The organism is Pseudofrankia asymbiotica, from assembly GCF_001983105.1.
Taxonomy (GTDB): domain Bacteria; phylum Actinomycetota; class Actinomycetes; order Frankiales; family Frankiaceae; genus Pseudofrankia; species Pseudofrankia asymbiotica.
Genome location: NZ_MOMC01000139.1, coordinates 1 through 10934, shown reverse-complemented (window position 1 = coordinate 10934; position 10934 = coordinate 1). Strand labels below are relative to the sequence as shown.

Below are 10934 nucleotides of genomic sequence, written 5' to 3'. Positions count from 1 at the left end.
GCACGAGGGCGATCAGGCCGCCAAGCCAGCCGTCGAGGTTGTCATCGATCGTGAACGCGTGATCCAGCGAGGCGTACCCCGGGCCGAACGTCGCGATGGCCAGGCAGACCACCGCGATCATCAGGACGTACTCGTAGCCCTGGCCCGGCTTGAAGATGAAGAAACCGTTCCTGCGGTGCGCCGTCATCCCGGCGACGACCATGATGCCGATGATCGCGCCCGCGCTGAACGGCGTGAACAACCCGACAGCCAGACCCGCGCCCGCGGCCAGCTCGATCAGGCCGCTCGCCCAGGCGTGCACGATGCCGGGTCGCAGCCCCATGCTCGCGAACCAACCCGCKGTGCCCTGGATGCCTCCCGGCCCGAAGATGTGGTTATAGCCGTGCGCGACGATCGTCAGCCCAACGACGACCCGTAGCACGAGGTCCGCGGTGTCCGCTGCGGTCACGAATATTCCCTTCCATGGGATTGGATCCCGGCGGCGACCCGCCAGCCATCGTCATGATCACGCCAACCCTCACCGGCGTCTCAGATCCAGTATCCCGGATCCCGGAGTTGACGACAGCACGCCTGCCAGACAATCATTCGGTATGCGTGATGCTGTAACGAATAGTGTAAAGATTCGGTGACCGGCGGCCCGGCTGGGGCGTCGGCGTCCGGAAGMCTGTCCACTCTCGCCCGCGGGCTCGAGGTCCTGGAGGCCCTGTCCGGCCGGGATCTGACAGTGCGGGACCTCGCGGCCGCCGTCGGCTGCCACCGGCAGGCGGCCTACCGCGTGGTGGTGACCCTCTGCGAGCTCGGCTGGATCCAACGGGTGGCCGGGACGGACCGGTACCGGCTGACGATGCGCGCCTGGTCGGTCGGGGTGCGCTCGCTGGTGACGGTCGACGCCGCCCGAGGCCGGGTGCGCGGGGTGCTGGTCGATCTTGCCTCCCGCTACGGCGAGACCGCGGACATGGCGGTCTACGAGGCCGGAGAGGTGGTGCACGTCGACCGCGCGGACGGCTGGCAGACGCTGACCAGCTTCACCGCGGTGGGTCAGCGGGCACCGGCGTACTCGGTCGCCCCCGGGAAGGTGCTGCTCGCGCTCGCCGGCGAGGTGGAGGTCGAGCGGGTCCTCTCAGGCCCGCTGGTCCCGTTCACGCCGCTGACGATCTGTGAGCCGGCGGTGCTGTGGGCCGAGCTGCGGGAGGCCTCGGCGGCCGGCTACGCGGTCAACCGCGGCGAATACGTGCCGGATGTCGGTGGGGTGGCCGTTCCTGTCTATGGCGCCGACGGCCGCCCCGCCGGAGCGATCGGGTTCTCCGGGCCGGCCGAGCGCATCCTGCGGCGGCGCCAGGAACTGGTGACCGCCCTGTTCGAGGCCGTAGGGCGCCCGGACAGACCAGTCCTGGTTCGGGAGGCCGCCAACTAACCGTCGGACTCRCTCCGTCGGTCGACCGGGAGCAGCGCTTCTCGGCGCCGAATCCGGAGGGCGGGCGTACCGAGTTCCACCGCCGCGAGGTCTACCTGCGATGGGAGGACCGACCCGGCGCGGGCTTCGTGGTGCTGGGTCAGCATCTCAACCGCACCCAGACCGGGGGGCGGCGAGACTTCAACAGATCGGCTTCGACCACGTCACCTTCCGCGTCAACGATGTCGCCGACGTGGTCCAGCGAGCAAGGGCCGCCGGGGYCGACGTGATGGTGGGGCCGAAGGAGAACGACGGCGCTTCCCAGGGATATGTCGAGGGCGAGGCGTCCATCCGCACCGCACTGCTCTACGACCCTGAAAGCAACATCATTCAGGTCAATCAGTGGCTGTGAAACGGCACGGCGCCTCGACGCGGACCCGCGCCGGGCCGGATCGGACGTGCCACCAAACAGCCCCTCCCGCCGCCAGACTCGCCTGACTCCGGCGCGCCTACCATTAGGTTACCCTCTGCGAGATCCTCACCCCGCCGCTCGATCAGTTTCTTCGCATCGACGACGGCCTTGAAGATCCATCTGCGAGTAGGCTAGTATCCCGGATCCARCATTCTCGCGAGGTCCGCTCGGACCTCGCGAGTTCCGCTGCCATCACCTCGCGATTTCCGTCGCGCCATCGAGGCGTCGAGCCGCAATTCCAAGACCCCGACCATGGCCCGCCGGGACCTCTCACACATGGACGTGCGATGCATAACGGACAAAAGCCGACGAAAACGCCCATCAAGGAAACAGCTCAGGCGAGGGTGRCCACACTGGCCGTGGCTCTGACGCTCGCCGCCGGCGGATGCTCAGTCGGCAACGGCTCGGCGCGCCCCACGGGCTGTTCCTCGCCCGGCGTCAGTCAGGACGAGATAAAGGTCGGCTTAATCTATCCAGACACAGGAGAGCAGGCTGTGACGGTCTCCGCGGCTCGCTCGGGCGTGCAGGCCCGCATCAGCGCCGCAAACGAGGCAGGAGGCATTCACGGCCGGCAGGTGAAACTCGACTGGCGAGATGATACGTCAACCACGAATGGGAATCTCATCGCCGCGAAGGATCTTGTCGAACGGGCAGGAGACTTCGGAATCATCGAGCAGTCGGCCGTGTCCGCAGGCTCGGCGGACTACCTCACGGACAAGGGTGTCCCGGTGACAGGAAGCGCCCTCGAGCCCGTCTGGAAAGACCACGAGAACATGTTCTCCGGCTCATACAACGACGGCCAGGGGGCTACCACCGCATTCGGGCTCTACGCCCAGCACATGGGTGGCACAAAAGCTTTCGTGATCAGTACTCCGGTGGCGGCCGCCAAGGGGATCGCCACCAAGCTGACGGCCAGTCTGAAGTCGCAGGGGATTCCGGTGGTAGGCAGCATGGAGTTCTTCGACGCCACGACCTCGCCCGCCAGAGTGGCGGCTGAGTTCGCCGCGGCTGACGCCGACGTACTGGTCGGCGCGACCAGCGGTGAGGCGTTCGCGTCGGTCGTCGCGGCTCTTCGGTCGTCACACACGGCGCTCAAGGTCGCGTTCTCCCCGGTTGGCTATGACGGGGCACTGCTACAAAAATACGGCGCGGGGGTCGCCGGCATGAGCGTCTACATGTCCTTCACGCCGTTTGAAACGCAGACGCAGGGAATCAGGAGGTTCGACGACGCCATGACCCGGTTCGCTCCCGAGCTGAGGAGACCGGACCAGACCTTCGCCATGAACGGTTACATAGCCGCCGATCTCTTCCTGCGTGGGCTCGAGCTCGCGGGCACCTGCCCGACCCGTGAGGGTTTCATCGACAGCCTGAAAAAATCCTCCTACGACGCCGACGGCCTGCTGCCTTCGCCCGTGAAACTTGGCTCCATACCCCGGACCGTTGACGACTGCTCTTTCTTCGTGCGGGTCAACTCCGCCGGAACTGCCTTCGACCCGGTGCCGAGCGACAGCAAAACAAAACTTCAATGGTGCGGTGAGCATATCTCCGAGTAGAAATCCGCGGCTTGCCACGCCGCCTCAGGTCATGACTTTGCCATGGTGAGACAGGCGGGACGGACTGGCCTGCCCTTCCGAGCCGAGGTCGGCAGGGCGGCCCAGTCTTCAGCGTCGGTCAGGCAAGGCGCGGTCGGCGGACCAAGGTCGTGGCGACCACCGCCCGCGATCGCCACGAGTCCCCCGCGACCGGGTGCCGGCGCGGACCGGCGACCGGCGAAGAGTGCGGTCAGTCGTTGACGGCCGTCCGGACGCGCTCGTGGTATGCGGCCCGTTCCCGCAAGAACTCCTCGGTCTGCACCTCGGGCGGGAAGATCCCGGGCCGGCCCGAGTCGCGGGCGTAGAACTCCAGCAGCGTGCAGCCGTCGGGACCGGCGGCCGACGGCCCGTACTGCACTCCCGCCGCGAGGATCCGGATCGTCCCGCGCGGGTGGACGACGTCCTCGACCCGCATCGAGCCCTCGACCACCGCGTCGCAGAACGGTGAGGGGTGGTGGTGCAGCRGGATGACGGCGCTGGGCGCGAAGCGCGTCACCACGAGGACCGGCCGGTCACCGTCGGCCTCCTCGCCCAGGCGGAACAGTGCCTGCTCCAGCCCGAAGGGAAGTTCKAGGAATTCGGCGTCCGCCCAGTTGAGGATCTGCACGCCAGGCCGGGGGCTCTCGTCCGTCATGTCGCCGCTCGCTCTCGGTGCCGGTGGTCGTCGCGGTCCAGTGCGGCTGCCGCCGCGCTGCCCAGTTAGCGACGATGGAAGGATAGGATCCAGGATACACGTATCCACGAAAGAACKAGGGTGGTGAGGCGGGGGCACGAGCACTGGAAGCCCCTCGCTCCCCCGCCGGCCAGCCGGTTCCGACCTGCACCATCATCGCCTCAGGAGCTTCGATGCGCGCCTACCGCGTCACCTCCCCTGGACGTTCCGAACTCGTCGACTGCCCGTTACCCCCGCTCGGCTCGGGAGAAGTGCTGCTGCGCGTGCGGGCGGTCGGCCTCTGCCACAGTGACGTGTTCATCCGGCAGGCGCCCCCTGCTCTGCGCCAGACCCTGCCGGTGACCCTGGGTCACGAGGTGGTCGGCGTCGTCGAGAGGACCGCCCCGGACGTCACCGGCTGGCGGCCGGGCGCGAGCGCGGCGGTCTACATGCTGGTCGGCTGCGGCCGCTGCGCGGCCTGCGCACGCGGTGAGGACAACCTGTGCCGCAACGGCTACCGGGGCATCGGCACACACCTGGACGGTGGGCTCGCGGACTTCGTGGCGGTCCCGGCCGCCAACCTGGTCGGCGCCGGCGGCATCGACCCGGTTCTCGCGGCACCGCTGACCGACGCGGGCCTGACCGCGTACCACGCGGTCTCGTCGGCCCTCCCGCTGCCGAGATCGTGGCACGTCGGCCTCGTCGTCGGGATCGGTGGGCTTGGCCATCTCGCGGTCCAGATCCTCGCCGCGGCCAGGAGCGGCGCGCGGCTCATCGCGGTGGACGTCGACCCGGCGAAGCTGGACCTGGCCCGGCGCCTGGGCGCCACCGACACCGTCCTCGCGGGCGACGACACGACCGCCCGGGTCGTCGACCTCGTCGGCGGCCGTGACGTGGACGCCGTCCTGGACTTCGTCGGCGCCGACGCGACCATGGCCCTCGCCGCGGGCGTGACCAACCGCGGCAGCGCCATCGTCGTCGCCGGCCTCGGCGGCGGCTCCATGCCGTTCGAGGCGTCGCCGGTGACCCGGGTGAGCCCCGAGGTGACGCTGCGGCGCGTCTCGACGGGCAGCCGCGAGGATCTGGGCCGCGTACTGGACCTGGCCCGAGCGGGAGGGCTGCGCGCCGAGACGGTGCGGTACCCGCTGGAGAAGGTGGGCGAGGCGCTGGCCGCGCTGGAGGCGGGCACCGTCCTCGGCCGCGCCGTGATCACGATCTCCTGACGGGCTCGGCCCGTCCCTCGCGGACGGACCCGTCGGCGCGGTCCGGAGCCCGCGACGGAGCCGCCGGCCGGCATCGAGGCTCGATAGGCGCGCCCTGATGCCAGCCGTCCGGGGATGCTATGCCGTGATGCCGAACCTGCCGAGGCCGTAGCAGGCGATGGCGTTCCCGCGTACCAGCTGGTAGACCTCCCGGTCGCTCAGGCCCGCGCCCGCGGCGAGCTTCTCGACCATCTGGAGGCTGTTCGGGAAGCTCGTGTCCCCGTGCGGGTAGTCCGTCTCGATCATGATCTGGCTCATGCCGATCTGGTCGCGCGCCCGCAGCCCGGCGAGGTCGTCGAAGACGCACCCGAACACCCGGCCCGGGATGTAGCTGCTGGGCGGCCGCGGGAGACGTTCCCGGATGTTGTCCTCGAACAGGTCGGCGAGCTCCCACTCGTTGTCGAGCCGGCCCGCCAGGAACGGGATCCACCCGACCTGACCCTCGGACAGCGCGATCCGCAGCGTCGTGAACCGCTCCAGCAGGCCGGAGGCCAGCCAGTCGGTGAACGCCGTCTGCGCGTTCTGGAAGCTCAGGGACTTCGGCACCAGCGCCGGGGAGTCCTTGCCCGTGTTGGGCCAGGTCGACGACGAGCCGATGTGCATGTTGACCACGCTCTCGGTCTCCTCGCAGGCCCGCCACACCGGGTCCCAGGCGCCCGAGTGGATGCTGGGCAGGCCGAGGAAGGGCGGGCACTCGGAGAACAGGATGGCGCGCGAGCCCTTGGCCGCGCACCGCCGGACCTCGGCGGCGGCGAGTTCGGGGTCCCACAGCGGGATCAGCGTCAACGGGATGAGCCGGCCACGTCCGGCGCCCCCGCACCACTCGTCGATCATCCAGTCGTTGTAGGCCTGGACGCAGAGCAGCGCGAGCTCCTTGTCCTCCCGCTCCAGGAAGGTCTGCCCGCAGAAGCGCGGGAAGGTGGGGAAGCAGAGCGACGCCTCGGTGTGGTTGAGGTCCATGTCCGCGAGCCGAGCCGCCTGGTCGTAGCAGCCCGGCGCCATGTCGTCATGGGTGACCGGCTCGTGGTAGTGCGTGTCCCGCAGGGCGTGGACCTGGGCCATGCCCGCCGGGATCACATAGCGCAGGTCGTCGTAGCGCCACTCGTCGGCCCACCGCGCGCCGGGGGCGTCCGCGTCCTCGACGACCCGGTAACCGGCGCCCGCCGGCTCGATCCGGCCGAACACCCGGACGAGGCGCGGCCCGCGGTCCCGGTAGCGGGCGGGCAGCCGATCCTGCCAGACGTTGCCCGGCTCGATCACGTGGTCGTCCACCGAGATCAGCCTGGGGATCGCGTCCATCCCGTACTCCTCACCACTCCTCGCCGACACGCTGGCACGAGCTGAGTATTTGTTGAATCCTGGATCCTGTCTACGAATGCTGGAGATCGCATCCGGCCGACAGCCAGGGACGATCGCCCGCGAGCAACCACTCCCGACGAGTTCCCCGCGCCCGTCACAGCCCACCACCGAGCGACGTAATCTACATCCTGGATTCAGTCATCCCGGACCATGACCCGGCGAGCGCCCGCCGGCAGGAGGAGGAGGTCAGATGGACCTGCGTCCGTTCTTCCAGGTGGACGACGGGCGGGTGAGGCTGCTCGGGACGCGGTGCGCGTCCTGCGGCACCGCCGCCTTCCCCACCATCCGGGTCTGCCCGGCCTGCGGCGGCCGCGACCACCTGCCCGCCGGCCTCCCGGCGCGCGGGCGCGTGGTCAGCTCCGCCCGGGTGTCGACCCCGCCGGCCGGCTTCGGCGAGCCGGTCACGGTGGCGGTGGTGACGCTGGACGACGGGCCCTCGCTGTTCGCCCTGCTGTCGGCCGACCCGGCCGAGCCCGCCCAGCTGGCGGCGGGCACGCCCGTGGAGGCCGTTCCCGGCCCGGTGCGCGGCGGCGCCGCGGGCTTCGTGTTCCGGACCGCTCGGGAAGACCGGGCCGCGGCATGACCGACGTCTGGGTGGCCGGCGTCGGCATGACGCCGTTCGGGAAGTTCGCCGACACGAGCATCGCCGACCTCGGCGCCACGGCGGTGCTCGCCGCGCTCGACGACGCCGCCGTCGAGCCAGGCCAGGTGCACGCGGCCTACGCGGGACACGCCCGGACCGGCCAGCTGCACGGCCGGGAGAACGGGGTCGGCCAGCTCGTGCTCGGCCAGGTGGGGATCCGGGGCATCCCGGTGACCGGGGTCGGCAACTTCTGTGCGTCGGGCTCGAGCGCGTTCCGCGAGGCCGTCATCGCGGTGAAGTCCGGCCTGGTCGATGTCGCGCTCGCGCTCGGCGTCGAGAAGCTCTCGGCCCGGGCCGAGAAGGGCAGGCCGCTCACCTCCGACGGCATGGAGTTCGAGGGCGAGTTCGGGTTCACCCCGCCCGCGTTCTTCGCCCTGGTCGCGAAGACCTACATGAGCCGGACCGGCGCCACCCCCGAGTCGCTGGCCCGGGTGGCCGTGAAGAACCGCGACCACGCCAAGCACAACCCGTATGCCCAGTACCGGGAACCGGTGACGGTCGAGCAGGTGCTGGGGTCGCGGATGATCGCCGACCCGCTGACCCTGCTGTCCTGCTGCCCGACCGGCGACGGCGCCGCGGCGGCCGTCCTGGTGTCCGACGCGGTCGCGGCCCGGATCGGCCGCTCCCGCCTGGTCCGCGTGCGGGCGACGAGCCTGCTGTCCGGGTTCGGCTCCCCCGTCCGCGACGGCCACTTCGAGGTGGACAGGCGGACGGCCGCCGCCGCGTACGAGCAGGCCGGGATCGGGCCGTCCGACGTCGACGTCGCCGAGGTCCACGACGCCTTCACCGTCACCGAGATCATCCACTACGAGGACCTGGGGCTGTGCCCGGTCGGCGAGGGGGCACGGTTCGTCGACGAGGGCCGCACCGCCATCGGCGGCCAGATCCCGGTGTCCACCAGCGGCGGCCTCATGTCCAAGGGCCACCCGCTCGGCGCGACCGGCATCGCCCAGGTGCACGAGATCGTGACCCAGCTGCGGGGCGAGGCCGGCTCCAGGCAGGTGGAGGGGGCGCGGGTCGGCCTGACGCACTGCGCGGGCGGCTTCTTCGACGGAGACGTCGCGAGCAGCGCCGTCCACCTGCTGGGCGGCTGACCACTCCCCCTTACATCATCTCGGATCCAGGATACAATCTTCGACAGGCCGTGTGGCTGGGAGACAGCAGTCGCGGGGCCTCCCGGCCGGGCCTCCCCGGCGCGGCCGCTCACGAACGGACGGACACATGGCAGGAACCACGCGGTCAGGCATCCCGCTCGCGGACTGCTACCCGGCCGAGGGCGACGGCGAGCGCCCCGGCACGGCCCCGTTCCGGCGCGGCATCGAGCCACGGATGTACGCCGAGCGCCCATGGGTGATGGGCCAGTACGGCGGCTTCGGGTCTGCCGAGGAGACCAACCGGCGCTTCCGCCAGCTGCTCGACGCCGGCCAGACCGGCTTCTCGGTCGCGCTGGACCTGCCCACCCAGCTGGGGCTGGACTCCGACGACCCACGCGCGCTCGGCGAGGTCGGGCGGGTCGGGGTCGCCATCGACTCCCTCGCCGACATCGAGGCCCTTTTCAAGGGCATCCCGTTCGACGCGGTGCGCCAGATCCGCACCACGGCCAACTCGATCGGGCCGCTGTGGCTGGCGTTCATCGTCGCGCTCGCCGAGAAGCAGGGCGGCGATCCCAACAGCATCGCGATCCTCATCCAGAACGACGTACTCAAGGAGTACATCGCCCGCGGTACGCAGATCTTCCCCCCCGAGGTGGGCCTTCGACTGACCGCCGACTCGGTCGAGTACGCCGCGAAGTACCTGCCGGCGTGGACGCCCCTGACGCTGAGCGGCTACCACATCCGCGAGTCGGGCGCGACGGCCGTCCAGGAGCTGTCGATCACGCTCGCGAACTCGATCGCCTACCTCGACGAGCTGGTCCGCCGCGGCGTCGACATCGACGCGTTCGCGGGGAAGCTGTTCATGTTCCTCTCGGCGGGCATGGACCTGCTGGAGGAGATCGCCAAGTTCCGCGCCGCCCGCGCGCTGTGGTCGGACCTGCTGGAGCGGCGCTACCAGGCCGCGGTCCAGTCGCGGGCGCTGCGGATCTTCGCCTACACCGCGGGTTCCAGCCTGACCGCGCAGGCGCCCTACACCAACGTCGTCCGGGTGACRCTCGAGGCGCTCGCCGCCGTGCTGGGCGGGGTCCAGACCCTCAACACGTCGAGCTTCGACGAGGCGCTCGGCACCCCGACGCTGGAGGCGGTGACGCTGGCGCTGCGCACCCAGCAGGTGATCCTGGAGGAGACGTCCCTGCGCGGGGTGGCCGACCCGCTCGGCGGCGCCCACGCGCTCGAGGCCCTGACCGACGAGCTGATCGGCCGGGTGCACACCGACCTGGCGCAGATCGACAGGCGGGGCGGCGCCCTGCGGTGCATCGACAACGGCTACTTCAGCGATCTGCTCGCCGACCAGGCGTACAAGGACCAGCAGGCCGTCGAGTCCGGCGAGCGACGGATCGTCGGCCTCAACTGCTACGCCGACGACGACACCGTCTCGGTCCCGGCGTTCAGCGTCGATCCCTCGGCGGAGCGCGACCAGCGCGGCCGGCTCGCGGACGTGCGCGCCCGGCGCGACGGCGCGGCCGTGGACTCCGCCTTGGCGGCGCTGCGCACATCAGCGCTGGAGGGTGCCTCGGTGGTCGAACCGATGATCGACGCCGTCCGGGTGTACGCGACGGTCGGCGAGATCTACTCGGTGCTGCGCGAGGTCCACGGGGTCTATCGGCCCTCGCGGGCAGGCTGAGCGCGAGCACACGGCGTGGAGTGCATGGAGACGGGCGGAACCACCCCTCGTCCGACGGGGTGACGGAGAGGCTCCGACGCGGAGCCGGCGGCGGGGCACAGCAGACCGGCGTGGCTGAATCCAGAAGAAGGGTTGACGCGGATGACGAGCGGCCGGGTGAGAATCGTGGTGGCCAAGCCGGGCCTGGACGGGCACGACCGAGGCGCCAAGGTCGTCGCGAACGCGCTGCGGGACGCGGGCATGGAGGTCATCTACACCGGCCTGCACCAGACCCCGGAGCAGGTCGTCGCGACCGCCATCCAGGAGGACGCCGACGCCATCGGGCTGTCCGTGCTCTCGGGCGCGCACATGACCCTGTTCCCCCGTGTCGTCGAGCTGTTGCGCGAGCAGGGCGTCGACGACATCCCGGTGTTCGGCGGCGGCATCATCCCCGACGCGGACATCCCCGCGCTCAAGGAGCTGGGCGTGGCGGAGATCTTCACGCCGGGCGCGTCCCTCACCAGCATCGTCCGATGGGTCCGCGACTTCGTGGCCGCGGCCTCCCCCGCGGCCACGCCCGCCCCCGCGGCCACGGCCACGGCCGACGCCAGCTGAACACACGGCCCGCGCACCCCCTCCCCCGCCCGCCCCGAGCGGCGACGCCGCCCGCGCCCACCGAACAGGACCGGATCTGAACGTGGACCCGAACTTCGATCTGTACCGGCTGCCGGACGAGCATGTCGCGCTGCGCGAGGCGGTGCGTGACCTCGTCGAGAAGGAGATCGTCCCGCACGCGGCGGACGT

Annotated in this window: 11 protein-coding genes; 8 read left to right on the top strand and 3 right to left on the bottom strand. The window is 70.6% G+C overall.

Going from position 1 to position 10934, the window contains the following annotated elements:
* The coding region (locus BL253_RS38400; RefSeq protein ID WP_076823003.1) for a DoxX family protein at nt 1–448 on the bottom strand (448 nt) is incomplete at its 3' end.
* Between the two features lie 177 nt (nt 449–625).
* Between BL253_RS38400 and BL253_RS38395 the strand changes: the two genes are divergently transcribed.
* The 3 genes from BL253_RS38395 to BL253_RS38390 all read left to right on the top strand — a co-directional run bounded on the left by BL253_RS38395 (nt 626) and on the right by BL253_RS38390 (nt 3418).
* Nucleotides 626–1414, top strand: coding sequence for an IclR family transcriptional regulator (locus BL253_RS38395; protein ID WP_076823002.1), 789 nt, complete (start codon nt 626–628; stop codon nt 1412–1414).
* Between the two features lie 268 nt (nt 1415–1682).
* A complete protein-coding gene (locus tag BL253_RS45050; RefSeq protein ID WP_274535314.1) occupies nt 1683–1805 on the top strand; it encodes a hypothetical protein in 123 nt (40 codons plus the stop codon).
* 419 nt (nt 1806–2224) lie between these two features.
* The gene (locus tag BL253_RS38390; protein WP_158230518.1) at nt 2225–3418 is read left to right on the top strand and encodes an ABC transporter substrate-binding protein; all 1194 of its coding nucleotides are present in this window, start codon (nt 2225–2227) and stop codon (nt 3416–3418) included.
* Nucleotides 3419–3647: 229 nt separating this feature from the next.
* Here BL253_RS38390 and BL253_RS38385 read toward each other — a convergent pair whose 3' ends face one another.
* Nucleotides 3648–4091, bottom strand: coding sequence for a hypothetical protein (locus tag BL253_RS38385; RefSeq protein ID WP_076823000.1), 444 nt, complete (start codon nt 4089–4091; stop codon nt 3648–3650).
* 212 nt (nt 4092–4303) lie between these two features.
* Here BL253_RS38385 and BL253_RS38380 point away from each other — a divergent pair, with 212 nt between their 5' ends.
* Nucleotides 4304–5332, top strand: a complete 1029-nt coding sequence (locus tag BL253_RS38380; protein ID WP_076822999.1) for an alcohol dehydrogenase catalytic domain-containing protein — start codon at nt 4304–4306, stop codon at nt 5330–5332.
* 117 nt (nt 5333–5449) lie between these two features.
* Here BL253_RS38380 and BL253_RS38375 read toward each other — a convergent pair whose 3' ends face one another.
* Nucleotides 5450–6670: an amidohydrolase family protein gene (locus tag BL253_RS38375; RefSeq protein ID WP_076822998.1), complete on the bottom strand. Its 1221-nt coding sequence runs from the start codon at nt 6668–6670 to the stop codon at nt 5450–5452.
* Between the two features lie 250 nt (nt 6671–6920).
* Here BL253_RS38375 and BL253_RS38370 point away from each other — a divergent pair, with 250 nt between their 5' ends.
* The 4 genes from BL253_RS38370 to BL253_RS38355 all read left to right on the top strand — a co-directional run bounded on the left by BL253_RS38370 (nt 6921) and on the right by BL253_RS38355 (nt 10745).
* Nucleotides 6921–7313 (top strand): Zn-ribbon domain-containing OB-fold protein, encoded by a 393-nt coding sequence (locus BL253_RS38370; RefSeq protein WP_076822997.1) that lies wholly within the window; start codon nt 6921–6923, stop codon nt 7311–7313.
* Nucleotides 7310–8467, top strand: a complete 1158-nt coding sequence (locus BL253_RS38365; protein WP_076822996.1) for a thiolase family protein — start codon at nt 7310–7312, stop codon at nt 8465–8467. Before BL253_RS38370 ends, BL253_RS38365 begins: the two co-directional genes overlap by 4 nt.
* Nucleotides 8468–8594: 127 nt before the next feature.
* Nucleotides 8595–10151, top strand: coding sequence for an acyl-CoA mutase large subunit family protein (locus tag BL253_RS38360; RefSeq protein WP_081439107.1), 1557 nt, complete (start codon nt 8595–8597; stop codon nt 10149–10151).
* Nucleotides 10152–10307: 156 nt separating this feature from the next.
* On the top strand, nt 10308–10745 hold the full coding sequence (locus tag BL253_RS38355) for a cobalamin B12-binding domain-containing protein (protein WP_241835528.1): 438 nt from the start codon (nt 10308–10310) through the stop codon (nt 10743–10745).
* Nucleotides 10746–10934: the final 189 nt, after the last annotated feature.

Bases quoted from the DNA above. Each gene is read 5' to 3' on its own strand.
- BL253_RS38380 (WP_076822999.1), top strand. From the start codon at position 4,304: ATGCGCGCCTACCGCGTCACCTCCCCTGGACGTTCCGAACTCGTCGAC.
- BL253_RS38365 (WP_076822996.1), top strand. From the start codon at position 7,310: ATGACCGACGTCTGGGTGGCCGGCGTCGGCATGACGCCGTTCGGGAAG.
- BL253_RS38370 (WP_076822997.1), top strand. From the start codon at position 6,921: ATGGACCTGCGTCCGTTCTTCCAGGTGGACGACGGGCGGGTGAGGCTG.
- BL253_RS45050 (WP_274535314.1), top strand. From the start codon at position 1,683: ATGGTGGGGCCGAAGGAGAACGACGGCGCTTCCCAGGGATATGTCGAG.
- BL253_RS38375 (WP_076822998.1), bottom strand. From the start codon at position 6,670: ATGGACGCGATCCCCAGGCTGATCTCGGTGGACGACCACGTGATCGAG.